The organism is Kitasatospora sp. GP30 (assembly GCF_029892145.1).
GTDB classification, from domain to species: Bacteria; Actinomycetota; Actinomycetes; order Streptomycetales; family Streptomycetaceae; genus Kitasatospora; species Kitasatospora acidiphila.
Genome location: NZ_JARZAH010000063.1, coordinates 1 through 26,262 on the forward strand (window position 1 = coordinate 1; position 26,262 = coordinate 26,262).

Below are 26,262 nucleotides of genomic sequence, written 5' to 3' on the forward strand. Positions count from 1 at the left end.
TCACGGTCACGACCGCCACCACCGAAGCCCCGGTTGTCACGGTCACCGAAGGAACGCGCCGGACGGTCACCGAAGGAACGGCCACCACGGTCGTCGCGGTCACGACCGCCACCACCGAAGCCCCGGTTGTCACGGTCACCGAACGAACGCGCCGGACGGTCACCGAACGAGCGGCCACCACGGTCGTCACGGTCACGACCGCCACCGAAGGAACGGCCACCGCGGTCATCGCGGTCACGACCGCCACCACCGAAGGAACGGCCACCACGGTCATCGCGGTCACGACCGCCACCACCGAACGACGGCCGCTCGTTGCGCGGCTCCCGGTAGGCCGGCATCCGCTCCTCGCGCGGCTCGCGGGTCTCCCGGACCTCGCGCACCTCGCGCTGCTCCTCGACGGCCGCGGCCGCCTCGGTGCCGGCAGCCGGCTCGTCGGCCTGGGCCGCCGGCTCCTCCTCGATGCCCAGCTCGGCCCGCTCGCGGGCGGCCCGGGCGGCCAGCCGGTCGGCCTCGTCGCGCAGCTCGGTGGCCCGGCGCTGGGCCCGCTCCAGCTGCTTGCTGAGCTCGGCGACGTCACGCTCGGCGGCACCGGCGATGCCGGAGGCGCTCTCCGCCTGGACCTCGACCAGCGAGCGGGCGCCGGTGATCTTGGCGACCTCGGCGTCGAAGGCGCGGTCCAGGATGTGCCGGGAGGCGTCCACGCCCGCGTCCTCCATCAGGCGGAAGACGCCACGGCGCTGGTGCGGCAGCACCAGGGTGACGACGGCGCCGGAGCGGCCGGCGCGGGCGGTGCGGCCGGAGCGGTGCAGGTAGTCCTTGTGGTCGCCGGCCGGGTCCACGTTGAGCACCAGGTCGATGCCGTCCACGTGGATACCGCGCGCCGCGACGTCGGTCGCGACGACGACGTTGACGTAGCCGTCCTTGAAGTCGCCCAGCACCCGGGTGCGGGCGCCCTGGGTCATGCCGCCGTGCAGCGCGTCGGCCTTCACGCCGGCCTCGATCAGCTGCTCGGCGACCCGGTCGGCACCCATCTGGGTGCGGACGAAGATGATCGTGCGGCCCTTGCGGGCGGCGATCGCGTTGGTGATCGGCGCCTTGTCCTTCGGCTTCACCACGAGGATGTGGTGGGTCATGGTGGTGACCGCACCGGCCGAGGGGTCGACCTCGTGGGTGACCGGGTTCTTCAGGTAGCGCTTGACCAGGGTGTCGATCTCGTTCTCCAGGGTGGCGGAGAAGAGCAGGCGCTGGCCGCCGGCCGGCACCTGGTCGAGGATCTCGGTGACCTCGGGCAGGAAGCCCATGTCGGCCATCTGGTCGGCCTCGTCGAGCACCACGGTCTGGACGTCGGCGAGCTTGGCGGTGCCGCGGTTGATCAGGTCGCGCAGGCGGCCGGGGGTGGCCACCAGGACGTCGACGCCGCGCTCCAGCGCGTAGATCTGGTTGGACATCGAGGTGCCGCCGCAGACCACCTTGAGCTTGAGCCCGAGCACCGAGCCGAACGGCTCCAGCGCGTCGGCGACCTGCATGGCCAGCTCGCGGGTCGGCACCAGGATCAGGCCGCGCGGGTGCTTGGGCTTGGTGCGCTCGCCGTCGGCGAGGCGGGTGAGCAGCGGCAGGCCGAAGCTCAGGGTCTTGCCGGAGCCGGTGCGGCCACGGCCGAGGACGTCCTTGCCGGCCAGCGCGTCCGGGATGGTCGCGGCCTGGATCGGGAACGGGGTGGTGACGCCGCGCTTGGCGAGGGCACGCACCACGTCGTCGTGCAGGCCCAGGTCACCGAAGGTGATGGTGGGCTCGGCGGGCTCCTCGACGGAGTCGGTCGTGTCGGCGTCGATGGTGTCGATCAGGTCGGCGGCGTCAACCGTCTCGTCCTGGGCGTCAGCGGGCATGACGAAGCGGTCGTCGTCAACGAGAGACAATGCAAAACCTTCCGGAAGTGGCACGCGCCAAAGTCCGGGGTTCTGACTTACAACCGCCTCTATGCGGTCAGCCACGGATCGCCGGAACGCGCCAAGGGCGCCAGATGGGAATAGGGCGCCAATCAAATGAATCAAACGAACGATCTACCACCATACGGGAGCCATCAGAGCAAAGGCAAATCCGCTGGCCAACCCCCTAATGTGCGGCCGATCCGTCGCGTCGGGCCGCGGATCCTGAGCCACCGGTCGGTCCCGAGCCGCCGGCCGTCGGCGTGGGCGCCGGACTGGGGGCCGTCGACGGGACCGGCCGGCTGGACGCGGAGGGCGCCGGGAGCGCCGTGGCCGAGGGGCCGCCCGTCGTACCGGGGCCACCGGAGCTCGGGGCCTGGCTGCCGCCGCCCGAGCCGCCGCCGGTGCGCCCGGACCCCGCCGTCGGCCCGCCACCGGCGCCGCCGGCCGACCCGGACTGCGGCGGCACGGGCACCACGCTCCCCGGCACGGCGGGCGCCGGCGACACACCCGGGCCCGGGTCGGCCGGCTGGGCCCCCTCAGTGCCGGTCGGCGCCGGGGCGGCCCCCGAGGCGCCGACCGTGGCACCGCTGCTCGCGGCCGACCCACCCGCGCCGTGCCCGGTCCGCCCCGGGCGCCCGGCCTGATGGTTCGCCACCGGCGCCCCGGAGACCCGGCCGCTCGGGCTGGCCACCCCGGAGGCGTGCGCGACCGGCTGCTGGTCCGTGCCGGAGCCCACCGCCATGCACCCCGCCGCGCTCAGCGAGGAGAGCGCCAGCACCGCGGTGCGCACCGCCATGGTCCGGAAGCGGGCCGCCCGCGCCGGCCGGCCGCCCCCGCGCACCACCAGGCCCTGCCGCACCACCGACGCCACCGACAGCCGCCGCCCGGCGGGCCCGCCGCCGGAGCCGAACCGCTTGCCCGGCCGGATCTGGAACCGCGCGCCCGCCTTCGAAGCCCCGGTCACCGTCACCCGGACCCAGTCCGCCTTCGCCTTCGTCGGAACCACTGCCGCCGCCTCTCTGGCCGCCCCGCCCTGGCCGCGCAACCGGCGGCCCTTCCGGTGCCCAACGCCCGAGCCGCCACGGGGACACGGGGACACGGGCGACCATGCGCACGCCCCGGCGCGTGCGCCGACGCCATGCGGATCCGACGCCGCGCCGGTGCCGACCGCACGCAACCCCCACCGACCGCGCGGCCGACCGCCGCCCGGCGCCGCCCGCGTGACACGCACGACACGCGCGAGACGGCCCTCTGTCGCCGATGACCTGGCACTCCCTCACCCGCCCGTCGACAATGGGCGGGTGGAGATGAGCCGGGAAGAATTCGAGGGTCTGGTCAGCGACGCCCTCGACCAGATCCCCCCGCAGCTGGCGGCCATGATGGACAACGTCGCGGTCTTCGTCGAGGACGAGCCCGACCCCGCCACCCCCGAGTTGCTCGGCCTCTACGAGGGCACCCCGCTGACCGAGCGCGGCGAGTGGTACGCCGGGGTGCTGCCCGACCGGATCATCATCTACCGCGGCCCGGCCCTGCGCCTGTGCGAGACGGCGGAGCTCGTGATCGCCGAGGTCCGCACCACCGTCATCCACGAGGTCGCCCACCACTTCGGCTTCGACGACCACGAGCTGCACGAGCTCGGCTGGTCCTGACCTGGTCAGCGCGCTGACCGGGCCCGTGGCCGGGCGGATCAATCCGTTTTGGCGTTCGCGCCCGGATCCCATATGCTTCTCACGTCCCCGACCGCTGGAGAACAGCAGGCGGGCCGAAAGCCCTCATCGTCTAGTGGCCCAGGACGCCGCCCTTTCAAGGCGGTAGCACGGGTTCGAATCCCGTTGGGGGCACGCAGTAAAGCGCAGTACATGCAGTACAGTCGGAGCCGCAAGGTTTCGTTGAGGTCCTGTGGAGCAGTTGGTTAGCTCGCCACCCTGTCAAGGTGGAGGTCGCGGGTTCAAGTCCCGTCAGGATCGCTCGTCCCGCAAGGGACGCGGCCAGGTAGCTCAGTTGGTACGAGCGTCCGCCTGAAAAGCGGAAGGTCGCCGGTTCGACCCCGGCCCTGGCCACCAGTCTTGACAAAGCACGGTGCCCTCGAAGCGGATCGCTTCGGGGGCATTTTCGTGTCCTCGGACGGCAATGGCACAACGGACGGTCAGACCTTCAGAGGTCGCGCTGAATGCGAAGCTGATCAGCGCTACTATGCATGCATGGCTACCGTGCAGATCAGGAACCTGAACGACGAGGCCTACGCGATACTGCGCCGGCGCGCAGACGAGTCGGGACGATCGCTGCAGGAGTACCTCCGGCTACGACTCGAGGAGGAGGCCGCACAGCCCACCGTCGAGGAGGTGTTGACCGCCGCCCGCGAGAGTCTGTCGAGTAGCGTCTCGATGGCCGACATCCTCGCCGCACAGCGGGAGGGCAGGGGCGAATGATCGTCGTCGACAACTCGGTGCTCGTGGCGGCACTGGTTGATCGGGGGCCCGTCGGCAAGGCCTGCGCGAGCCGGATTTCCGGAGAACGCCTGGCCGCTCCAGCGCTGATCGACATCGAGGCCACGAGTGCCGTCCGAGGCCTGCTGCTCGGCCGAAAGATCGAGTTCACCGACGCGGATCGCGCATTGCGACTGTTGCCCTCGCTGCCGATTCAGCGAGCCCAGCACACGGAGCTCCTGCCGCGGATCTGGGAGCTCCGAGGCACCTTCACCGCATATGACGCCGCGTATCTAGCCCTTGCCGAGCATCTGGGCGTGCCTCTGGTCACTGGCGACGCCAAGCTGCAGCGAGGTTCCGGGGCGCGATGCGTCATCGAAGTGATCAACTGACGGCGCGGACGGCAGCAGTCCGCTGCGAGAGCCGCACCGAAGCCCGAGCAGGCCGCAGGCTTCATGGCGCCGGAGGCTTCACGGCTGAGACAGACGCCGAAGGCCGCACGGTCGAAGCAGGTCATGGAACGCCGAAGGGCCCGCACCCTGTGTGTACACGGTGCGGGCCCCGGCTGCTCGGCAGGCGCCGGGCCGGCAAGTCTTAGAGCGGGCGAATGTTCTCCGCCTGCGGGCCCTTCTGGCCCTGCGTGACGTCGAACTCGACCTTCTGGCCCTCGAGCAGCTCACGGAAGCCGTTGGCCTGGATGTTCGAGAAGTGGGCGAACACGTCGGGACCGCCGCCCTCCTGCTCGATGAAGCCGAAGCCCTTTTCCGAGTTGAACCACTTCACAGTGCCATTAGCCATAAAAAATCTCCTAAGAAGGATGTTCAAAACTCGCACGTCGCGAGCCTGCATCGCCGCGATGATGACCAGGCCGGTAATAGCCGGTAAACAAAAATGCGCCTGCGTTACAACCAGCAGGCGCACACAAGTTCATGGGAACCACAACTGCAACTACTTCGACTGTAGCAGGGGCCGAGCCGAAACGGGGAAGTTCGCCGCGGCGAGTCTGCCGGCGCCCCGAACCCCGCCGCGCCGCCGGGCAACCCCCCTCGGTCCGGCGCCGCCCGCAGGCCGCTGGAGATCCATGATCCAAGAAGGCTGGAAAAATTTCGGCCACGGGCAGGGGCCCCAGCGCGCCGTATTGGGCGCATACTGGCACTGATGTCGAAATCGCCTGCGCCCCGGCGCCACCTGCCCACCAGCCCCTTCCGCGCTGCGCCCCCGCCTCCTCTCAAGCAATTCGCTGTCGGGGATCGCGTGTCGCACGACCAGTACGGCCTCGGCCGGGCCATCACCGTTGAGGGCGACGGCACCGCAGTGGTCGTCGACTTCGGCTCGCAACGGGTCCGGATCTCTGCGCCCTTCACCAAGCTTTTCCTCCTGTGACCCTGGCAAGACAGTCCTGACCAGGCACGATGCCCCTGAAGCGGATCGCTTCGGGGGCTTTTTCGCCCCCACATCCGAGTAATGACTGTCAGCTGACGATGTGCCTGACAGACTGCTGATCATGACCTTCGAGCTGGCGATCAAGCGCTCGGACCCGCCGTACGTCGCGCCCGAGCCCGAGTCCCTCGCCGCCTGGCTGGACTGGCACCGGGCCACGCTGCTGACCAAGTTGGACGGGCTGTCCGAGGAGCAGGCCCGCTACTCGCCGGTGCCCTCGGGGACGAGTCTGCTGGGGCTGGTCAAACACCTCACCGAGTGCGAGCACTACTGGATCGCCCGGTGCGTGGCCGAGGTTGACGAGCCGGCGCTCTTCATCACGGAGGCGGACCCGGAGGCGGACACGAAGGTCACGCCGGACGACACGATCGAGCGGATCGTGGCCGGCTATCTGAAGGCCTGCGCCCGCAGCCGGGAGCTCATCGCCGCGATCGCGGACCTGGACGAGACCCGTGCGCTCCGCGACGGCACGACCGATGTGCGGTGGGTGCTGACGCACATGGTCGAGGAAACGGCACGGCACAACGGGCACGCCGACATCATCCGCGAGCTGATCGACGGCGTCACCGGCGAATAGGCCCGCCCGCCCGGCCCCGTCCAGCGCCCGTCCGGCCCCGTCCAGCGCCCGCCCGGCCCCGGCCACCGCCCGTTGCGGCTCACGACGGCGGCACGGCCGCCGGTGGCCCGCCCGGGCCTTCGTGGTGTGGTTCCCCCAGGAGGCGGGTGCTCTGGGCGAGGTCGGCGGGGAGGTTGCGGATGGCCTGGGCGAGGCCCGGGGCGACGTCGGCGAGGCGGCGGGTCATGGCGGCGCCGCGGGGGTGGCCGCGGTGCGCGGGGGGCAGGCCGGCCGCGGCGGCGAGGGCGGCCAGGGCGGCGTCGTCCGGCGGGACGCGGCGGGCCGGGCCGGGCGACGCCAGCAGGGCGGCCACCCGGCGGCGGACGGCGTCGGCGGCCTCGGGGGTGGTGAGGGTCACCCAGCGGGTCGGGACCACCAGCGTCTGCCGCTCCTCCACGGTCAGCAGACCCGTGGCGGCGAGCCGGTCCTCCACGGCTCGCAGGGTCTGGGCGCGGTCGCGTCTGAGCAGCTGGGCCCAGCCGGCCGGCTGGGCGTCGCAGCGGGGACGGGCGGCGGCCAGCACGGGGTCCCGGTCCGCGGGCGCCCCGGTCGGGCGGACGACTCCGTCGGCCTCGGCGAGCTGGCCGCGCAGTGCCAGTTCGACGACCACCGCGGCACGGACCAGGGCGGCGGTCCTGGCCCGGTTGAACGGACCGTGGACGGCGGGGTCGTGAGCGAGCAGATACGTGAGGTACGGCAGCGCATCAGTCACGGCTCGACGCTACCGTCCGCCCTCGAACCGCCCATCGACCGTGGGGATGGACCGGCTCTTGCCCGAAAGGATGAGCCCGGCGACGGCCTTCTCGACCGCGATCGTCGTGCTCCTCCTCCGAAGGAAGTAGCCGGGGAGTACCGCAGGCGTACCTGACATTCAGTCAGCAACACCGGCCCGGGGCGGTTTGGGCCGCGCGGCTCCCGCTCATATCGACTCCGTATAGGTGGCCGCTGTTCACTGCGCCCATGACACCACTGCCGAACGCCGACGATCCCGCGGTAGCCGTGCAAGGGCTGGTCAAACGCTACGGCGGCCCGAACGGGGTGACCGCGCTGGCCGGTGTGGACCTGGCGGTGCGCCGCGGCACGGTGCTGGGAGTGCTCGGCGCCAACGGCGCGGGCAAGACCACCCTGGTGCGGATCCTCTGCACGCTGGTCCGCCCGGACGCCGGGACCGTCACCGTGGGCGGCCACGACGTGCTGCGGCGGCCCAAGGAGGTGCGCCGGATGATCGGCCTGACCGGGCAGTACGCCGCGGTGGACGGCAAGCTCCCCGGCCGGGAGACGCTCTACCTGATCGGGCGGCTGCTGGACCTGGGCCGCAAGGAGGCCCGCGCCCGGGCCGACGAGCTGCTGGAACGGTTCTCGCTGACCGACGCGGCCGGGCGGGCGGCCGACACCTACTCCGGCGGGATGCGCCGCCGGCTGGACCTGGCGGCCAGCATGGTGGGCCGCCCGGCGGTGCTCTTCCTGGACGAGCCGACCACCGGCCTCGACCCGCGCAGCCGCAACGAGGTCTGGGACGAGGTCCGCGGCATGGCGCAGGACGGCACGGCGGTGCTGCTCACCACCCAGTACATGGAGGAGGCCGAGCAGTTGGCGTCCGAGCTGACCGTGATCGACGGCGGCAAGGTGGTCGCGGCCGGACCGGTGGACGAGCTGAAGGCCGAGGTCGGCGGGCGGACGTTGCGGATCCGGCCGGGCGGCGACGGGCAGTTGGAGCGCCTGGTGAAGGCACTGAAGGCGGCCGAGCTGGCGCCGCGCGAGGAGGCCCGGCTGTCCCAGCAGGACGGGGTGCTGGCGATGCCCGTCCGCGGCGAGGAGCACCTGACCGCCGTGATCGCGCTGCTCGGTGCCGAGGGCATCCCGGTCGCCGAGATCGACACCAGCCTGCCCAGCCTGGACGAGGTGTTCCTGACCCTGACCGGCAAGCCGGCCGAGTCCGGCCAGGCCGAATCACGAGAGGCGGTCCGGGTGTGAGTGCCACCGCGAGCTTCCACCACGTCGGCGCGCTGGTCCGGCGCAACCTGCTGCTGATCCGGGCGAACCCGGACTCGCTCTTCGACGTGCTGCTGATGCCGGTGATCTACACGGTGCTGTTCGTCTACGTCTTCGGCGGCGCGGTCTCCGGCAGCCAGCACGACTACGTGCAGTACGTGATGCCCGGTCTGCTCGGCCTGGTCGCGGTGAACGTCGCGATGACCGCCGGCGTCGGGGTGAACTCGGACTTCGGCACCGGGGTGATGGACCGGTTCCGCACCCTGCCGATCGCCCGGTCCTCGGTGCTGGTGGCCAAGGTGCTGGTGGAGGCCGCGCGGATGGCGGCGGCGATGGCCGTGCTGCTCCTGATGGGCCTGCTGCTGGGCCTGGACGCCAAGGCAGGGGTGCTCAGGCTGCTCGGCTCGATCGGGCTGACCATGGTGTTCGGGATCTCGCTGCTCTGGGTCTCGGTGCTGCTCGGGCTGGTGCTGAAGAGCCCCCAGGCGGTGCAGGGCCTGGGCATGATCGTGGTGCTGCCGCTGCAGTTCGGCAGTTCGGTGTTCGCGCCGACCGGCACCATGCCCGGCTGGCTGCGGGCCTTCACCAGGGTGAACCCGCTGTCGAACCTGGCGGACGCCTGCCGCGCGCTGACCGACGGCGGCTCGGCCGCCGGCCCGGTGGTCGTCACCCTGGCCTGGGCCCTGGGCATCGCGCTGCTGACCGGACCGCTGGCCGTGGCCAAGTTCCACCGGGCGGCCCGATGACCGCGCCCCGGCCGACCGCGCCGCAGGCGGCCGAGGTCTTCGCCGCGCTGGCCGACTTCATCGGCGAGGAGGACTTCGTCTGCCTGGGGGCACGGGCGGCGCTGCGCCGGGGCGCCATCGTGCACCACCACTTCGAGGAGTTGGGCGACGAGTCGTCGGTGTCGGCCCATCTCGCGGCGCTGGACGCGTTCCTGGCCGGATTCGAGCCCAGCTCCCGCAGTTTCACCTCGTTCGTGGCCACCTTCGAGCGGCCCGGGGACACCACCGAGCCGGAGTTCGAGGCGGTGCTCTGGCGGCACCTGCAGGCGCTGCACGACCAGGACCGCCGGCACCCGTGGAGCGGACTGTACGACTCCGACCCGGGCTCGGCCGACTTCGCGTACTCGATCCACGGCCACCCGTTCTTCGTGGTCGGCCTGCACCCCGGGGCGTCTCGGCCGAGCCGGCGGTTCCGGCTCCCGGCCCTGGTCTTCAACTCCCATCTCCAGTTCAACGCGCTGGGCATCAACTTCTTCAAGCTGCGGGGGCGGATCCGCAAGCGGGAGAAGGCCTTCCACGGATCCGTCAACCCGAGTTTCACCACCTACAAGGACGAGGCGCGGCACTACAGCGGCCGGATGACCGAGCAGGACTGGCGCTGTCCGTTCGTACCGAACCCTCCCTCGGCCTGACCGCCGCCGGCTGACCATCAGTCAGCGCGCTGCCGCCGCCTCTTCGGTCCCACCCGGACCGAATGCCGTTGTTCAACCGCAGTCACTCGTCACCCGACTCCGTGCTACGCATGATCCTCTTGCCATGTTCCGTACGAAAGTTTGTCAAAACGATGTTGAATGATGAGACAAAACTGATGCGGTGGTGGCTGGCACGCGGAACAACGGGGGTGGTTCAGCAGTGGGTCAGATCCTGTTCAGAGTCCTCGGCACCCTGGAGGTCGAGAGTGATGGACGGCGGGTGCCGCTCGGTGGTGCCCGGCAGCGAACGATCCTGTCCATGCTGCTGCTCTCCCCGGACCGGATCGTCTCGGTGGAGAGCCTGGTCGAGGCGGTCTGGCCGGCGGGAGCACCGGCCACCGCGCGGAACCAGGTGGCGATCTGCGTCGCCGGCCTGCGCAAGCTGTTCCGGGTATCCGCCGGAATCACCGACCTGATCCGCACCGAGCCACCGGGCTACCTGCTGGCCCTGCGCGGGCACGAGTTGGACACCGTGGCGGCGGAGCGGCTGGCCGAGGCGGCCCGCGATGCCGCCAGAGCCGGGCGGACCGACGAGGCGAACGCCTTGGTGGAACGGGCCCTTGAGCTGTGGCGCGGCCCGGTGCTTGACGGCATGACCGCGCACCGGATCAAGGTGGCGGCCGGTCGGCTGGACGAGCGAAGACTCGAACTCCTCGAAGAGAGAGCCGAGTTGCAGCTTCAACTGGGTCGGCACCGGACCCTGGCCGGCGAGCTCGCGGCCCTGGTGCAGGAGCATCCGCTGCGCGAGCAGCCCCGCGTCCAGCTGATGCTCGCTCAATACCGCAGCGGCAGGCGGGCGGAGGCGCTGGAGCTGTTCCGCGAGGGGCGCCGGCTGATGGTCGAGGAACTGGGCATCGAGCCCGGCCCGGCCCTGCAGACCCTGCAGACCCTGATCCTGCAGGACTCCCCGGAACTGAGCCGCCCCGACCACCGGGCCGGCGGCATCCCGTCGGCCCCGCTGCCCGCCCAACTGCTCGCGGACGTAGCGGCGTTCACCGGGCGTACCGCCGAACTGGCCCGGCTGGACCGGATCCTGGAGGAGGACGACGCCACCCGGCCGCTGACCGTGGCGGCGATCACCGGAGTGGCCGGGGTCGGCAAGACCGCGCTGGCGATGCACTGGGCGAACCGGGTGGCCGTCCGGTTCCCCGACGGGCAGCTCTTCGCCGACCTGCGCGGCTACGACGAGCAGCACGACCCGCTCGGGCCGTCCGGTGCGCTGGACCGGTTCCTGCGCGCCCTCGGGGTGCCGGACAGCCGGCTCCCGCAGGACCTCGACGCCCAGGCGGCGCTCTACCGCAGCGTGCTCAGCGGCAAGCGGGTGCTGATCGTGCTGGACAACGTGCGCTCGTTCGCCCAGGTGCGCCCGCTGCTGCCGGGCAGCGGGCGCTGCTGCGTGCTGGTCACCAGCCGCGACGCGGTGGACGACGTCACCGGTGACTTCGCCGTGCAGCGGGTGTCGCTGCCCACGCTGAGCGCCGAGGAGGCGGCCGTGCTGCTCAGCCGGATGGCCGGGGCGCAACGGATGGCGGCCGAGCCGGAGGCCGCCGAGCGGCTGGGCATCCTCTGCGACCGGCTGCCGTTGGCGCTGCGGATCGCCGCGGCCCGGCTGGTGGCCAAGCCGCACTGGTCGGTGCGCTCGCTGGTGGACCGGCTGGAGGACCAGCGCCGCCGGCTGGACGAGTTGAGCCCGGGCTGCGGCGGGGTGCGCGCCGGATTCGCGCTCAGCTACCGCTACCTGTCGCCGCAGACGGCGCAGCTGTACCGCCGCCTCGGGCTGCTGACCACTCCGGACTTCGCCTCCTGGGTGGGCGCCGGCCTGCTGGAGACCGATCTGCGGCAGGCCGAGAGCCTCACCGAGCAACTGGTGGACGCCCAGCTCCTTGAGGTGGTGCCCGGCGGCTCCGGCAGCGGCACCCGATACCGCTTCCAGGACCTGCTGCGGCTGTACGCCTGGGAGCGGGCCCAGGAGGAGGAGACTGCGAGCGACCGGATCGGTGCGCTGCGCCGCGCCTACGGCGGCTGGTTGGCGCTGGCCGAGGCCGCGCACCGCAGGTTGATCGGCGGTCCGGCACCCCGGCTGGGCTCGGCGCCGCGCACGGAGCTGCCGGGCGACCTGGTCAGCGAGCTGCTCAAGGACCCGATGGCCTGGTTCGAGAGCGAGCGCTCGGCAATCGTCGAGGTGATCAGCCACGCCGCCCGGGAGGGCCGGGCCGATGTCGCCTGGCCGTTGGCCATGTACGCGAGCGCCTTCTTCGAGACCCGCAACTGCCTTGAGGACTGGGGGGCGACGGCCGGGCTGGCGATGGCCGCGGCCCGGTCGGCGGGCGACCTGCTGGGCGAGGCGACCATGCTGCGCTCGCTCGGTTCGCTGGCGATCTACCAGCGCCGGTACGCCGAGGCCGAGGAGCGGCTGGTTCCGGCGCTGCGGTTGTTCGAGCGGGTCGGGGACGAGATGGGGCATGCCCAGGCGCTGCGCCAACTGGGGCTGTGCGCACGGTTCCGGGGCAATCTGGAGCAGGCCGGCGACTACTGCCGGCGGGCGCTGGCGGTGCTGCGCGAGAAGGGCAGCGTCCGGGACACGGTGCACGTGCTGGGGGTGCTCGCCCAGGTGGAGGCCGAGCGCGGGAACCCGCAACGGGCCATCGAGTTGAGCTCGGAGGCCGTGGTGCTCAGCCGGGACAGCGGCTCGCGGCGGGCCGAGGCGCAGAGCACCTTCCGGCTGGCGGAGGCGCTGCTGCGGGCCGACGAGAGCCGGCAGGCGATCGTGCCCGGCTGGCGGGCGTTGGCGCTGAGTCGCTCGGACGGCGATCTGGTCGGCCAGACGCATGCGTTACGGGCCCTCGGCGAGGCGCAGTGGCGGTGCGGGAAGTTGACCGAGGCGGAGCAGACCCTGCGGGAGGCGGCCGAGTTGGCCGAGCAGACCGCTGATCGGTTCCTGCTGGGGCGGTTGGAGACCGATCTGGCCTGTGTGGCGGCGCTGCGCGGCGAGGTCGTCGCGTCGGTGGACTACCTGGAGCTGGCTCGGGCCAGGTTCGACGCGCTGGGTTCCAGGACCTGGCGGGCCAGGACCGAGCGGCTGCTCGGGGCGCTGCGCGGCGGGTTCGGCGGTGCGGCCGTCACCGCGGAGCAGCTGACCGGGCTGTTGCGCATCCCGGCGTGAGCGGGGCCGTCGGGCCGCCGGACAGGGGGGCCGGTGACACCCGTCCCCACTCACACCGGAGTTGGCGGTCCGTCAGTCCCAGGGATAGTCACCGTTGGGGTCCGGCGAGTCGATATTCATTGCACTGGCGCTTAAGCTTTTGGGGGTCGACGGAAACCGGAACCGCGACATCTGCTGTCTCCTTGACGCACTCGGGGTCGGGGTGCGCTGTCCTTGCACCAAGACTGTAGGACTATCGGATGTCGAACCAGTTTCGCCCGACTATCGATCCCCCGGCGGCCCGGACCGACCTGACGAAATCGAGGCGATAATCGGAGAACAACCCGGCGGGCTAGCGTCGACCTGCACATCAGTGCGATGCCGAGACGGGGGTCAGCATGGAGTTCCGCGTACTCGGGCCGGTCGAGGCCCGTCGTGGCGATGCCAGAGTTCCGCTCGCCGGAACGAAGATCCACACCATGCTCGCGGCACTCCTGCTGGCCAGGGGCCAGGTGGTCTCCAACGAGCGGCTGAGCCGGTCGCTCTGGGGTTGGGAGCCGCCGGCGACGATGAACGCGCAGATCTACACCTATGTGTCCCGGCTGCGGAAGCAGTTGGGGGACACGGTCGCCATCAGCCGGCGGCAGCCCGGATACGCCCTCGACCCCCGGGACTCCTGGATCGACGCGGTCGAGTACGAGCGGCTGGACCGGCTCGGCCGACAGGCCCTGGCGGCCCGTCAGTACGCCCGGGCCGGCACCCTGCTGCACTCGGCGCTGGAGCTCTGGCACGGCGTCCCGCTGTCCAACACCACGGCCTTCCTCGCGGAGTCCGAGGTGCCGCAGTGGGAGGAGGCCTGGGCCGCCACCCTGGAGAGCCGGATCGAGGCCGACCTCGCACTCGGCCTCCAGCAGGAGCTGATCCCCGAACTGACCCGGCTGGTCGCGGCACACCCGCTGCGGGAACGCCTCAGGGTGCAGCTGATGACGGCGTTGTTCCGCTGCTCCAGACAGGCGGACGCACTCGCGGTCTACCGCGACTGCGTCCAGGTGCTGCGCGACGAGCTCGGGGTGGAACCCGGGCCCGAACTGCGCGAGGTGCACCACCGGATCCTGGCCGGATCGCTGCCCGAGGCGCCCACCGCACCGGTCGAACTCATCCGCACCGCACCCGCCATGCTGCCCGCCGACAGCACCGACTTCACCGGCCGACAAGCACAGCTGGCCGAACTGGTCGACGAGTTGGCCGGCCTGCCCGCCCCGCACGACCGGATCCGCCACCACCTGGTGGTGGTCACCGGCATGCCCGGCATCGGAAAGTCCGCGCTGGCCCTGCGCGCCGCCCACCTGCTGCGCGGCCACTTCCCCGACGGCCAGCTCTACACCGACCTGACCAGGCCGGACGGGACCGCCAAGGACCCCGCCGAGGTGCTCCAGGTCTTCCTGCGGGCGCTCGACGTGCCGCCGGCCGCGATGCCGCCCACCCTGGACGGACGGGTCCAGCTGTACCGCCGGGTGGTGAACGACCGCCGGGTCCTGGTGGTGCTGGACAACGCCGTCGACGAGGCCCAGCTGCGGTCGCTGCTGCCCAGCGGCGCCAACTGCCGCACCATCATCACCGGTCGCACCCCGCTGAACTCGCTGGAGGGTGTCGGCCTGGTCCGGCTCGGACCGCTCACCGACGCCGAGGGCCTCGCCCTGCTCGCCGCCCTGGTCGGCCCGGACCGGGTGGCCGCCGAACCGGAGGCCGCCGCCGCCCTGGTCGAGCTGTGCGAACGGCTGCCACTGGCCCTGCGGATCTGCGGAGCCCGCCTGGCGTCCCGACCGCAGTGGCCGCTGGCCCTGCTGTCCACCCGGCTGCAACCCGAGCAGCACCGCCTGGACGAACTGCGGCACGGCGGACTGGACGTGCGCGCCCGGCTGCGCAGCAGCTACACCGCGCTGCGCCCGACCGCCCGGGCGACGCTGCGCCAACTCGCGCTGCTGGGCCAGCCGCGCTGCACCGCGGCACAGGCCGCCCTGCTGCTGCACACCGACGAGCGCCGGTCCGAGGAGGTCCTGGAGGAACTGGTGGACGCCCGCCTGCTGGACCTCGACAGCATCCGCGACGACCACCGGTTCAGCTACCGCCTCCACCCACTGGTCCGGCTCTTCGTCCGGGAGCAGGCGGCCGAGGTGCTGGCCGCCTAGGCCGCCGCCGTGCCGAACAGCTCAGACCGCCCGCTTGGCCGCGCCCGGCCGGTCACCGATCGCGTGCGCCCCGCCGTCCACATGGACGATCTCGCCGGTGGTGGCCGGGAACCAGTCCGAGAGCAGCGCCACGCACGCCCGGGCCACCGGCTCGAACCGCGCGCCGTCCCAGCCGAGCGGCGCCCGCTGGTTCCACTCGACCACCTCGTGGAAGTCCCCGGAACCGATCGAGGCGGCCGCCGTGGTGCGCAGCGGGCCGGCGGCCACCAGGTTGACCCTGATCCCGCGCTCACCGAGATAGGAGGCGAGGTACCGGGCGCACGACTCAAGTCCGGCCTTGGCCACGCCCATCCAGTCGTACTCGTACCAGGCCCGGGAGGCGTCGAAGTCCAGGCCGACGATCCCGCTGCCGTCGGCCAGCAGCGGGAGTGCCGCCCGGGTCACCGCCTGCAGGGAGTAGGCGGAGACCTGCACGGCCGGGGCGACGTCCTCCCACTCCGCGGTCATGAAGCCGCCGCCGAGCGCCGCCTGGGGCGCGAAGGCGACCGAGTGCAGCACCCCGTCCAGCCGGTCGGTGTGCTCACCCACCCGGGCGGCCAGCGAGGCCAGTTGCTCCCGGTCGGTCACGTCGAGCTCGACCACCGGCACCGGCTGCGGCAGCCGGCGGGCCACCCGCTCGACCAGGCTCATCCGGCCGAAGCCGGTGAGCACCAGACTGGCGCCCTGCTCCTGCGCCACCCGCGCCGTGTGGAAGGCGATCGAATTGGTCGTCAGCACACCGGTGACCAGAATCGTCTTGCCCTTGAGTAGATCCATGCCTGCCCCCTGTGGGAACGCTACGAAATCGTGGGAACGCCACGAACGTCGGCCCCGGCCGATAAACACGCCGAGAAAGGGATGAAATGCTGGTAGTGCTCGACATCGCCGGGATCCTCTGCCTGCTCCAGGGCATCGCACCGCTCGTCCAGAAAGCGGCCGGACAGGATCCGAAGAAGAGCTACTTCATCGTCAACCACTTCCCCCATGACCAACCGCTGGTGAGCATCGGGCTCATCGTGCTCGGGGTGCTGCTGCTGGTCGTCGCGCGGGGGATCCGCAAGGCCCGGCGGTGACCGGTCGGGGCCGTCAGCGCAGGGCCCGGCCCACCAGGGCGACCACCGTGTCGATCACCCGGGCCGGCCCCTGCTCGAAGTAGAAGTGACCGCCGTCGAAAACGTGCTGGGAGCACGCGTCGGCGGTCAACTCACCCCAGGCGCGCGCCTGTTCGTCGTCCACCTCGGCATCGCCGCGGCCGCGCAGCACCGCGATCGGCAGTTCCAGCGCGGTCCCGGGCGGCACCCGGTGGGTTTCGGCCAGCTTGTAGTCCGCCCGGATCATCGGCAGCAGCAGCTCCCGCAGGTCGGGGTCGTCCAGTGCCGCGCTGGTGTCCCCGGACTGCCGGCGGACCTCCGCCAGCAGTTCCGCGTCCGGTGCCGCCCAGTGCTCGGCCGGCGGCTGCCGGTGCGGCGCCGCCCGGCCGGAGACGATCAGCAGGCGGGGCCGCAAGCCCGCCGCGGTGCAGCGCAGGGCCACCTCGTAGGCGATCGACGCGCCCATGCTGTGACCGAACAGCACCACCTCGCGGCTGAACAGCGGGCGGATCGCCTCGGTGACCGCGTCGGCCATCTCGGCCATGCCGTCGAGTGGCGCCTCGCCGAACCTGTCCTCCCGGCCGGGGTACTGCACAGCGTGCAACTCGACCTGCTGGGGCATGAGTTCGTGCCACGCCCGGTAGTAGCCCGCAGAGCCGCCGGCATGCGGCAGCAGCACCAGGTTGACCGCGGCCGCCGGGCTCGGCCGGCGGCTGCGGATCCACCGGGCCGTGGCGGTGCCGGCCGCCATCAGCCGGTCGCCTCGGCCATCGCCGCCACCAGGCTCGCCGGGCGCATATCGGTCCACTCGCGCTCCACGTAGGCCAGCGCGGCCTCGCGGTCCGCCGGGCCGAAGACCGTGCGCCAGCCGGCCGGGACCGCCGCGAACTCGGGCCACAGCGAGTGCTGGTTCTCGTCGTTCACCAGCACCAGGAAGCTGCCGTCAGCGTCCTCGAACGGATTCGCCATGTCGGATTCCCCTCAATCGAAACAGTTTCCGCACCATCACCGGTCGGCCGCCGCAGGCGGCTCGCCGAAACGCCCGGCCAGGATCTTCCCGATTTCCGCGAGAACGTCCGGGCGGGCTATTTCTTCATGTATCGCGGTCAGCTCCTGGATTTCTATACCGCCGGTCAGGTGCCGCTGCCAGCGGGCCGCGTCGCGGCGCGGATCGACGGTCCAGTCCGCGGCCCGGAAGAACAGCAGGTCGCCGTCGAACCGGCGCGGCCGCGAGTTCAGCAGGGCGCGGCTGGTCAGCAGGTAGGTCTCCAGGACGGCCGCCGCCACCGTGTCGTCGACCCGGCCCAGCTCCTCGCGCACCAGCTCCAGCGCCCGGGCCCGGGTCACCGGGTCGGCCGGGTCACCCAGCTCGGCACCGAACGCGTCACGGAACACCTGCTCCTGGCTGACCTGCCCAGCGGTCTCGGCCGGCGGGTAGGAGTCCAGGATCACCAGCCGCTCCACCCGCTCGCCGCGCTCCTGGAGCAGCACCGCGACCTCATGCGCCAGGTTGCCGCCGGCCGACCAGCCGAGCAGCCGGTACGGCCCGTGCGGCCGCAGCTCGGTGATCCGCTCGGCGTAGCCGCGGGCCAGCCCGGCCAGCGTCTCGGGTGACGCACCGCCGGTCAGGCCCGGCGCCTGCAGCCCGTACAGCGGCTGTTCGCGGTCCAGGCCGCCCAGCAGGCCCGCGTAGCACCAGCTCAGGCCGGCGCCCGGGGGCAGGCAGAAGAGCGGTGGCAGCGCACCACCGGCGCGCAGCGCGAGCACCGGCTCCAGGCCGGCCGACGCGCCCTGGCGGTCCGCCAGCACCGCCGCCAGCGCCGCCGGGGTGGGGGCCGCGAAGACGGTCCGCAGGGTCAGCTCCGCGCCGAGCGCCGCCCGGACCTTGGGCAGCAGCAGGGCCGCCGACAGCGAGTGGCCGCCCAGCTCGAAGAAGCTCTGCTCGGGTGCCACCTCGGGCAGGCCGAGCACCTCCGCGAAGACCGAGCAGAGCAGCTGCTCGGTCGCGGTGCGCGGGGCCCGGCCGTCCTCCCGGGCCGGCAGCTCGGGCGCGGGCAGCGCGCGCCGGTCCAGTTTGCCGTTGATGCTCAGCGGCAGCTCGGCGAGCATGACGAAGGCGCTCGGCACCATGTAGCCCGGCAGCACGGCGGCCACCGCGGCGCGCAGCGCGTCCGCCTGCGGCGGGGTGCCGGCGGCACTGTCGGGCACCAGGTAGCCGACCAACCGGCCCTCGCGCCCCGGCTCCTGGCGGACGACCACCCGGACCTGGGCCACCCCGGGCAGCTGCGACAGCACCGACTCGATCTCGCCCAGCTCGATCCGCAGCCCGCGGATCTTCACCTGGTCGTCGGTCCGGCCCAGGTACTCCAGCGCACCGTCCTCGGTCCACCGCACCAGGTCGCCGCTGCGGTACATCCGGGCTCCCGGCTCACCGTGCGGATCGGCGGTGAAGCGCTCGGCGGTCAGCCCGGGGCGGCCCAGGTAGCCGCGGGCCAGCTGGCGGCCGGCCAGGTAGAGCTCGCCGGCCACCCCGGGGGCCACCGGGCGCAGGGCGGCGTCCAGCACGTACACCCGGGTGTTCCACACCGGCCGGCCGATCGGCACCGGGTCCTGGCCCGGCAGGCAGTCCCAGTGGGTCACGTCCACGGCGGCCTCGGTCGGCCCGTACAGGTTGTGCACCGGTGCGCCCAGCAGCGACAGCGCCCGGTCCTGCGTCGCCGGTGCCAGCGCCTCGCCGCTGCAGACCACCCGGCGCAGCACCCCGGCGCAGCGGGCGGCCGCCGGCTCCCGCAGGAAGGCGTCCAGCATGGACGGCACGAAGTGCACCGTGGTCACCCCGGAGGCGGCGATCTCCTCGGCGAGGTAGGCCGGTTCGCGGTGGCCGCCCGGCCGGGCCATCACCAGCGCGGCGCCGGTCAGCAGCGGCCAGAAGAACTCCCAGACCGAGACGTCGAATCCGAACGGGGTCTTCTGCAGCACCCGGTCGTCCGGGCCGAGTCGATAGCGGTCCTGCATCCAGAGCAGGCGGTTGACGATGCCGGTGTGCGGCACGCCCACGCCCTTGGGCAGCCCGGTGGAGCCCGAGGTGTAGATCAGGTAGGCCAGGTGGCGCGGGTCCAGCGGGGCGCTGCGCTCGGCGTCGGCCAGCGGGCCGGCCGGGCGCACCGCCAACTCCCGGACCAGGTCGGGGCCGTCCAGCAGCAGCGGCTCCGGGCCGGCCTCGGCGGGCAGCACCGCGGCGGTGTCCCGGTCGGCCAGGACGCAGACCGGGTCGGCGCCCGCCAGCATCCGGGAGATCCGGCCGGCCGGCAGCTCCGGATCGATCGGCAGGTAGGGCGAGCCCGCCTTGAGCACCGCGAGCAGTGCCTCCACCAGCCGCCGCCCCCGGTGCAGCGCGATCGCGACCGGCCGGTCCGGGCCGGCACCGCGCGCGACCAGCGCCCGGGCCAGCCGGTTGGCGCTCGCGTGCAGCTCCGCGTAGCTGACCGACTCGCCGTCGGCCAGCAGGGCGGGCGCCTCGGGCGAGCCGGTCGCCGCGGTCTCCAGCAGGGCGGTGAGGGTCACCTCGGGGACGGCATGCGCGGTGTCGTTCCAGCCGGTCAGCAGCCGGTGCCGGGTGCCGGCGTCCAGCAGCGGCACGTCGGCGATCGGGCGGGTCGGATCCTCGGCGGCGGCCGTCAGGAACCGGTGCAGCCAGTCGGCCAGCCGGGCGGCGGTGGCGCGGTCCACCACGTCCGTCCGGTAGGCGAGTTGGAAGCGCAGCTGGTCACCGGGCAGCGCGAGCAGTGTGATGCCGTAATGGGTGGCGTCCCGGGCCTCCAGGTCGGTGATCCGCAGCCCGCCCGCCAGCTGCGGGGCGTCGGCGGCGCCGACCGGGTAGTTCTCGAACACCAGGGTGGTGTCGAAGAGTTCACCGTGGCCGGCGGCGGACTGGAGGGTCGCGAGCTGCATGTGCTGGTGCGGCAGCAGCGCGCTCTGGGCTCGCTGGACGGCCTCGAACAGCTCGGCGAGCCGCTCGTCGGAGTGCCAACCCACCCGCACCGGCAGGGTGTTGATCAGCAGGCCGACGATGGTCTCGACGCCGGTCAGCTCCGGCGGGCGCCCTGAGACGGTGCCGCCGAAGACCACGTCGGTGCGGCCCAGATGGTGGCCGAGGACCAGGCCCCAAGCCGCCTGCACCATGGTGTTGACCGTCCAGCCGTGCGACCGGGCGGTGGCGGCCAACTGCTCGGTGAGGCGCACCGACAGGGCACTCCGGTGCACCTCGGGGAGCAGCGCGGCGGCGCCCTGGCGGCCCGCGCCGAGCAGGGTCGGCTCGGCCAGCCCGGCCAACTCCGCCTCCCAGGCGACCGAGGCGGCCTGCTGGTCCTGGCGAGCCAGCCAGGCCAGGTAGTCGCGGTACGGAGCCACCCGGCGCATGCCGGTCGCGTCGCCACCGCGCTCGTACAGCTCGAACAGGTCGTCCAGCAGGATCGGCACCGACCAGCCGTCGACCAGGATGTGATGCAGCGTCAGCAGCAGTCGGGCCGCGCCGCCTGCGAGGTGCACCAGCACGAAGCGGAGCAGCACGTCCTCGTCCAGCGCGAACCGGTTGGCCCGCTCCTCGTCGCGCAGGGCGTCGAAGGCCTTGGCCGCCTCGGTCACGTCCTGGTCGGACAGGTCGAGTTCGCGCCACGGCAGCTCCACCGTGCGGCGAACCACCTGGACCGGCTGGTCCAGCCCCTCATGCACGAAGAGGGCACGCAGGTTGGGGTGGCGGGCCAAGAGCGCTCCGGCGGCGCCGCGCAGCCGGGCGGTGTCCAGGGTGCCGCTCAGCTCCACCGCTAGCTGCACGGTGTAGACGTCCGGGCCCTCGTTGTCGTACAGCGTCTGGAACAGCAGCCCATGCTGCAGCGGGGAGAGTGGGAGCACGTCCTCGATCGAGCGCTGAGTGTTCGTCACGGTCTTCGTCTCCCTCTACTTCCTCAACTTGGCTTCGAGGAGGTCGATGTGCTGCTGGGACAGTCCGACCAGGGTGAGGTCGGAGGGGGTGAGGCCGCCGGCCTCCGGGCTCTCGGCGTGGTCGCGCAGAGCTTGCAGGGCCTGCTGCCAGAGGGCGGCCAGGTGCTCGACCTCGGGTGCGTCGAACAGGGCGGCCGGCCAGGCCAGGTCGACGGTCAACCGGGGACCGGCCGGGGTGTCGTGGGTGGCCGCGTTGATCTCCAGGGCGTGGGCGAACGGCAGTTCGGCGTCGCCCAGCGCGGAGCCCGCGCCCGTGTCGCCCACCGCCAGCCAGTGGGCGTCGGTGCCTTGGTCGGTGGTGAAGCGGCCGAGGTAGTTGAAGCCGATCTGGGGGGCCGGGTGGGCGGCCAGGGTGGTGGCGGTGGCGGGGTTGAGGTAGCGCAGCAGGCCGTAGCCCAGGCCGTGGTCGGGGACGGCGCGCAGCTGCTCCTTGACCTCCTTCAGGGCGGTGCCGTTGGCGGGGCTCGCGGTGGTGACTTCGGTCCAGGTGAGTGCCGGGGGTGTGAGGCGGACCGGGTGCATGCTGGTGAACCAGCCGATGGTGCGGGTCAGGTCGTGGCCCGCGTCGAGGGCGTCCTCGTGACGGCCGTGGCTCTCCAGGTCCAGCAGCAGGCCGTCACGGGTCTGCTCCGGGCGCCACTGGCGTGCGGCCAGCGCGAGCGCGGTCAGCAGCACATCGTTGACACCCGCGTTGTACGCCGCCGGAACGGTGGTCGACAGCGCCTCGGTCAACCCCGGGGAGAGCGTGACGGTGTGGGACTCGGCCGTGCCCAGGGTGTCCCGCTGGGAGTCGAGGGGCTGCTTGCCGAGCTGGGCCGGGGCGGTATCCACCATGCTTGACCAGTACGGGAGTTGGTCGGTCCAGCGGGGGTGGGTGGCAGCGGCGGTGAGGGCCTGGGACCAGCCGAGCAGCGAGGTGCCGACCGGCTCCAGCTCGCCGCCCGCGTAGGCGGCTGCCAGGTCGGGCAGCAGGATCCGCCAGGACACCCCGTCGACCACCAGGTGGTGGACCACCAGCAGCAACACGCCGTCCGCGTCCGGGCCGTGGTCGAACCAGACCGCCTGCAGCATGATCCCGCGCTCCGGTTCCAGACGACGCCGGGCCGCCTCGGTCTCGGCCGCCACCACCGCCGGGTCGGCGCTCTCAACGCGGTGGACCAGTGCCGTCACGTCCGGGCCGTGATCCGCCTCGGGGACCTCCAGGTGCCAGGTGCCGTCAGCGGTGATGGTCAACTGGGCGCGCAGGGCATCATGGTGGCGGATGACGGCGGCGATGGTGGCGGTGAGGGAAGTCAGGGTGAGGCCGGCCGGGACGGGGACGGTGTAGGCCTGGTTGAACTCGCGCACCGGGCCACCCCCGGCCCGCAGCCACTCCATCACCGGCAGCAGCGGCACCGACCCCACACCCTGGCGGCCGGGCACCTCCACCGCACCCGCCTGCGTGGCGACCGCCGCCAACTCGCGGACCGTCTTGTGCTCGAACACATCCCGCGCCGTCAGCACCAACCCGGCCTTGCGGGCCCGGCTCACCAACTGGATCGAGGCGATGCTGTCGCCACCCAGGTCGAAGAACCCGTCATCGATCCCGACGCTGTCGCGGCCCAAGACCCCGGCGAAGACCTCGCACAGGATCCGCTCCCGCTCGCTGCTCGGGGCTATCTGCTCGACCTCGCCCGACGACTCGGGCGCCGGCAGCGCACGCTTGTCGAGCTTGCCGTTCACCGTCAGCGGCAGCGCTTCAAGGGCGACGAACGCCGAAGGCACCATGTAGGCAGGCAGCCGGCTCGCCGCGTACTCCCGCAACCCGTCCACCGCGCCGACCACGTAGGCGACCAACTGCTTGTCACCCGGCCGGTCCTCGCGCACCACCACGACCGCGTGCACGACCTCCGGATCCCCCACGAGCACAGCCTCGATCTCCGCCGGCTCGATCCGGAACCCACGGATCTTCACCTGATCGTCCGCACGACCCACGTAGTCGATCGCACCCTCCGCCGTCCACCGCACCAGGTCACCCGTGCGATACATCCGCCCACCCGGCGCACCGAACGGATCCGCCACGAACCGCTCCGCCGTCAGATCCGCCCGCCCCCCGTACCCACGCGCCAACCCCGACCCCGCCAGATACAACTCACCGACAGAACCCGGCGGCAGCAGCTGCAACGAGTCGCCCAGCACATAGGCCCGCGTCCCCGACATCGGCGCACCGATCGGCACACCGGCGGCCAGTGAACGACCGGCCGGCACCGGCCAACCCGTGGCGTAGGTGGTGGTCTCCGTCGGCCCGTAGACGTGGGTGATCCGCAGATCGGGGCAGCTGCGCAGCGCCTGCTCGACGGCCTCCGAAGACACCTTCTCGCCGCCGAACAGCACCTCCCGCAGCCCCGCGAACGCCTGCGGCTCCTCCACCGCGATCGCGTTGAACAGCGCCGTCGTCAGGAACACCGCCGTGACACCGTGGGTCGCGATCGCCGCCCGCAGCTCCTCTGGCCCCAGGTGCCCGCCACCCGCCACGACCACCCGGCCGCCCCGCAGCAGCGGAGTCCACACCTCGTAGGTCGAGGCGTCGAAGGCGTGCGAGGAGTGCATCAGCACGCAGTCATGGGCCCCGGTGGCGAACATCGGGTCGCGGGCCAGGTCCACCACGCTGCCGTGGCCGGCCATGACGCCCTTGGGCCGCCCGGTCGTGCCGGAGGTGTACATCACGTAGGCAAGGTGGTCCGCATCGATGGTGTCGGGGTCCAGCACCGGCGTGCTCGGGTACCCGTCGGCGCGCTCCACAAGGTCCCCGAGCTGCATGGACCGCGCGCCCGCCACCAGGTCGTCGGGGAGCGTGTCACGGTCGGTGAGCAGCAGCGGGGCCTGGGCGTCGCGAACGATCCAGGCCAGCCGGTCCGCCGGGTAGGCGGCGTGCAGCGGCACATAGCAGCCACCCGCCTTGAGCACCGCCAGCTCGGCCAGCACCAGCTCCACCGAGCGGTCCAGGAACAGCGCCACCGGCGTGCCCAGGCCGACCCCCTGCTCGCGCAGGACGTGTGCCCACTGGTTGGACCGCGCATCCAACTCCGCGTAGCTGAGCGCTTCTTCGTCTGAGACGACCGCCACCGCGTCGGGCGTGCGAGCCACCTGCTCGGCGAAGGCCGCCACCACGCTGCCGCGCCGTGGAACAGGTGCGCCCTGCCCCCAGACGGTCAGCTGCTGGGCCACCTCGTCGTGCGAGAGCAACTGGATCTCGGCCAGCCGGCGCTTCGGCTCCGCCGTGACCTGCTCCAGCACCCGGGCCAGCCGCTCGCAGAGCACCCGCACGCTCGACGCGTCATAGAGGTCCTGGGCGAACTCCACTGTGGCGTCGAGGCCGTTGGGCCGTCCCTGGTCGTCGAAGGTCTCGCGGAGGTCGAACAGCAGGTCGAACTTGGCCTGGCTGCCGGAGATCTCCACCAGCGAGGGTGCGAGGCCGGGCAGGTCGAGATCGGCTTCCGGGGTGTTCTGCAGGGTGAGCAGGGTCTGGAACAACGGGTGCCGTGCCAACGAGCGCTCGGGGTTGAGCACCTCCACCAGCCGCTCGAACGGCACGTCCTGCTGGGCGAAGGCTGCCAAGTCCCAGTCCCTGACGCGGTCCACCAGCTCAAGGAACGTCGGGTCGCCCGAGGTGTCGGTCCGCAGCACCAGGGTGTTGACGAAGAACCCGACCAGCTCGTCCAATGCCTCGTCCGTACGGCCTGCCATGCCGGTGCCCAACGGGATGTCCGTGCCCGCACCCAGCCGGGTGAACAGCGCGGCCAGCGCGGCCTGAAGGACCATGAAGAGGCTTGCGCCAGACTCCCGGGCGAGCGCCACCAGCGCCTGGTGCACGCCCGCGTCCAGCTGCCAGTCCAGGCGTTCACCACGGTAGGAGGCGATCGCCGGGCGCGGCCGGTCGGCCGGCAGCTCCAGCACATCCGGCAGCTCGGCCAATGCCTGCTGCCAGAAGGCCAGTTGCTGCGAGATGACACTCTCGGAGTCATCCTCGGAGCCCAGCACCTCCCGCTGCCACAGCGCGTAATCCGCATACTGCACCGGCAGTTCGGGCAGCTCCCGCCCCAGGTAGCCAGCCTCAAAGTCCCGCAGCAGCGGCGCCAGCGACCAACCGTCACCCGCGATGTGGTGCAGCACCAGCAGCAGCACATGCTCATCGGGTGCAAGTCGGAACAGCGTGGCCCGCAGCGGGAGTTCGGCCTCCAGGTCGAAGCCCCGGGACGCCTCGGCGGCCGTTGCCTCGGCCAACTGGGGCTCGTGGAGCTCGGTGACGGTCAGCGGCAGCTCCGCCGTGGGCAGCACCAGTTGCTCAGCCCGTCCGTCGGCCTCGCGGTAGAGCGTGCGGAGGGCCTCATGGCGGGCTACAACGGCGTTCAACGCGGCCGCCAGCGCCGCCACGTCCAAGGTGCCGCGCAGGCGGATCGCCAGTGGGAGGTTGTACATGCCGCCGCTGTCCATCCGGTCCAGGAACCAGACGCGCTGCTGTGCGTACGACAGCGGGATCCGCTCCGGACGTGGCACCACCCGGGCCACCCGCGACCGCCCGACCGCCGAGCCTTCGTCCAGCGCCCGGGCCAGCTGCGCCACCGTCGGGTTCTCGAACACCGTCCGGATGCTCAACTCCACGCCCAGCACCGAGCGAATCCGGCTCAGCAACCGGGTCGCCAGCAGCGAATGCCCGCCCAGGTCGAAGAAGTCGTCATCGATCGAGACCCGGTCGACGATCAACAACTCGCGGTAGATCTGGACGAGTTGTTCTTCACGCGCATTGCGTGGTGCGCGTCCGCCGCCGACTCCCGCCCATTCCGGCACCGGCAACGCCCGCCGATCCAACTTCCCCGACGCCGTCAACGGCAACGCATCCAACACCACGAAAACCGACGGCACCATATACCCCGGCAACAAC

Annotated in this window: 20 protein-coding genes and 3 tRNA genes; 14 read left to right on the plus strand and 9 right to left on the minus strand. The window is 72.2% G+C overall.

Annotation, left to right across the window (positions count from 1 at the left end; translation table 11 throughout):
• Both P3T35_RS38755 and P3T35_RS38760 read right to left on the minus strand, forming a co-directional pair.
• The coding region (locus P3T35_RS38755; protein ID WP_280709618.1) for a DEAD/DEAH box helicase at nt 1–1,916 on the minus strand (1,916 nt) is incomplete at its 3' end.
• Between the two features lie 196 nt (nt 1,917–2,112).
• Nucleotides 2,113–2,934 carry a hypothetical protein gene (locus tag P3T35_RS38760; protein WP_143676804.1) on the minus strand — a complete coding sequence of 274 codons (822 nt, stop codon included), beginning with the start codon at nt 2,932–2,934 and terminating at the stop codon, nt 2,113–2,115.
• Nucleotides 2,935–3,235: 301 nt separating this feature from the next.
• Between P3T35_RS38760 and P3T35_RS38765 the strand changes: the two genes are divergently transcribed.
• The 6 genes from P3T35_RS38765 to P3T35_RS38790 all read left to right on the plus strand — a co-directional run bounded on the left by P3T35_RS38765 (nt 3,236) and on the right by P3T35_RS38790 (nt 4,746).
• The gene (locus P3T35_RS38765; RefSeq protein ID WP_101385025.1) at nt 3,236–3,577 is read left to right on the plus strand and encodes a metallopeptidase family protein; all 342 of its coding nucleotides are present in this window, start codon (nt 3,236–3,238) and stop codon (nt 3,575–3,577) included.
• Between the two features lie 119 nt (nt 3,578–3,696).
• A tRNA-Glu gene (locus tag P3T35_RS38770) sits at nt 3,697–3,769 on the plus strand.
• A gap of 52 nt (nt 3,770–3,821) precedes the next feature.
• Nucleotides 3,822–3,895, plus strand: a tRNA-Asp gene (locus tag P3T35_RS38775).
• A 19-nt stretch (nt 3,896–3,914) separates the two neighbouring features.
• Nucleotides 3,915–3,991: transfer RNA gene (locus tag P3T35_RS38780), tRNA-Phe, on the plus strand.
• A 138-nt stretch (nt 3,992–4,129) separates the two neighbouring features.
• The gene (locus tag P3T35_RS38785; protein ID WP_101380436.1) at nt 4,130–4,357 is read left to right on the plus strand and encodes a hypothetical protein; all 228 of its coding nucleotides are present in this window, start codon (nt 4,130–4,132) and stop codon (nt 4,355–4,357) included.
• The gene (locus P3T35_RS38790) at nt 4,354–4,746 is read left to right on the plus strand and encodes a type II toxin-antitoxin system VapC family toxin (RefSeq protein ID WP_101380437.1); all 393 of its coding nucleotides are present in this window, start codon (nt 4,354–4,356) and stop codon (nt 4,744–4,746) included. Before P3T35_RS38785 ends, P3T35_RS38790 begins: the two co-directional genes overlap by 4 nt.
• 202 nt (nt 4,747–4,948) lie before the next feature.
• Here the strand turns inward: P3T35_RS38790 and P3T35_RS38795 are convergent, their stop codons facing one another.
• Entirely contained in the window at nt 4,949–5,152 is a 204-nt protein-coding gene (locus P3T35_RS38795; protein WP_097236452.1) for a cold-shock protein, read from the minus strand.
• 360 nt (nt 5,153–5,512) lie between these two features.
• Here P3T35_RS38795 and P3T35_RS38800 point away from each other — a divergent pair, with 360 nt between their 5' ends.
• Entirely contained in the window at nt 5,513–5,737 is a 225-nt protein-coding gene (locus P3T35_RS38800; RefSeq protein ID WP_101380438.1) for a hypothetical protein, read from the plus strand.
• A 121-nt stretch (nt 5,738–5,858) separates the two neighbouring features.
• Nucleotides 5,859–6,371: a DinB family protein gene (locus P3T35_RS38805; RefSeq protein WP_143676805.1), complete on the plus strand. Its 513-nt coding sequence runs from the start codon at nt 5,859–5,861 to the stop codon at nt 6,369–6,371.
• 79 nt (nt 6,372–6,450) lie between these two features.
• Here P3T35_RS38805 and P3T35_RS38810 read toward each other — a convergent pair whose 3' ends face one another.
• Nucleotides 6,451–7,122: a GPP34 family phosphoprotein gene (locus P3T35_RS38810; RefSeq protein ID WP_101380440.1), complete on the minus strand. Its 672-nt coding sequence runs from the start codon at nt 7,120–7,122 to the stop codon at nt 6,451–6,453.
• A 248-nt stretch (nt 7,123–7,370) separates the two neighbouring features.
• Here P3T35_RS38810 and P3T35_RS38815 point away from each other — a divergent pair, with 248 nt between their 5' ends.
• From P3T35_RS38815 to P3T35_RS38835, 5 genes are all read left to right on the plus strand, one after another.
• Nucleotides 7,371–8,384 (plus strand): ATP-binding cassette domain-containing protein, encoded by a 1,014-nt coding sequence (locus P3T35_RS38815; RefSeq protein ID WP_101380441.1) that lies wholly within the window; start codon nt 7,371–7,373, stop codon nt 8,382–8,384.
• A complete protein-coding gene (locus P3T35_RS38820; protein WP_280709628.1) occupies nt 8,381–9,148 on the plus strand; it encodes an ABC transporter permease in 768 nt (255 codons plus the stop codon). The genes P3T35_RS38815 and P3T35_RS38820 overlap by 4 nt, the downstream gene beginning before the upstream one ends.
• Entirely contained in the window at nt 9,145–9,819 is a 675-nt protein-coding gene (gene gntA, locus P3T35_RS38825; protein ID WP_101380442.1) for a guanitoxin biosynthesis heme-dependent pre-guanitoxin N-hydroxylase GntA, read from the plus strand. Before P3T35_RS38820 ends, gntA begins: the two co-directional genes overlap by 4 nt.
• 220 nt (nt 9,820–10,039) lie before the next feature.
• A complete protein-coding gene (locus P3T35_RS38830) occupies nt 10,040–13,042 on the plus strand; it encodes a BTAD domain-containing putative transcriptional regulator (RefSeq protein WP_101380443.1) in 3,003 nt (1,000 codons plus the stop codon).
• Nucleotides 13,043–13,419: 377 nt separating this feature from the next.
• Nucleotides 13,420–15,210, plus strand: coding sequence for a BTAD domain-containing putative transcriptional regulator (locus P3T35_RS38835; RefSeq protein ID WP_101380444.1), 1,791 nt, complete (start codon nt 13,420–13,422; stop codon nt 15,208–15,210).
• 21 nt (nt 15,211–15,231) lie between these two features.
• On the opposite strand, the gene fabI is transcribed toward P3T35_RS38835, so the two are convergent.
• Nucleotides 15,232–16,026 (minus strand): enoyl-ACP reductase FabI, encoded by a 795-nt coding sequence (fabI, locus tag P3T35_RS38840; protein ID WP_101380445.1) that lies wholly within the window; start codon nt 16,024–16,026, stop codon nt 15,232–15,234.
• A 95-nt stretch (nt 16,027–16,121) separates the two neighbouring features.
• Between fabI and P3T35_RS38845 the strand changes: the two genes are divergently transcribed.
• The gene (locus P3T35_RS38845; protein ID WP_101380446.1) at nt 16,122–16,322 is read left to right on the plus strand and encodes a hypothetical protein; all 201 of its coding nucleotides are present in this window, start codon (nt 16,122–16,124) and stop codon (nt 16,320–16,322) included.
• A 13-nt stretch (nt 16,323–16,335) separates the two neighbouring features.
• Here P3T35_RS38845 and P3T35_RS38850 read toward each other — a convergent pair whose 3' ends face one another.
• From P3T35_RS38850 to P3T35_RS38865, 4 genes are read right to left on the minus strand one after another with little or no spacing between them, the layout of a single operon-like run.
• Entirely contained in the window at nt 16,336–17,091 is a 756-nt protein-coding gene (locus tag P3T35_RS38850) for an alpha/beta fold hydrolase (RefSeq protein ID WP_101380447.1), read from the minus strand.
• Nucleotides 17,091–17,309: an MbtH family protein gene (locus tag P3T35_RS38855; RefSeq protein ID WP_101380448.1), complete on the minus strand. Its 219-nt coding sequence runs from the start codon at nt 17,307–17,309 to the stop codon at nt 17,091–17,093. The genes P3T35_RS38850 and P3T35_RS38855 overlap by 1 nt, the downstream gene beginning before the upstream one ends.
• A 36-nt stretch (nt 17,310–17,345) precedes the next feature.
• On the minus strand, nt 17,346–21,281 hold the full coding sequence (locus tag P3T35_RS38860) for a non-ribosomal peptide synthetase (protein WP_101380449.1): 3,936 nt from the start codon (nt 21,279–21,281) through the stop codon (nt 17,346–17,348).
• A 15-nt stretch (nt 21,282–21,296) separates the two neighbouring features.
• Nucleotides 21,297–26,168, minus strand: coding sequence for a non-ribosomal peptide synthetase (locus tag P3T35_RS38865; RefSeq protein WP_280709635.1), 4,872 nt, complete (start codon nt 26,166–26,168; stop codon nt 21,297–21,299).
• Nucleotides 26,169–26,262 lie beyond the last annotated feature (94 nt).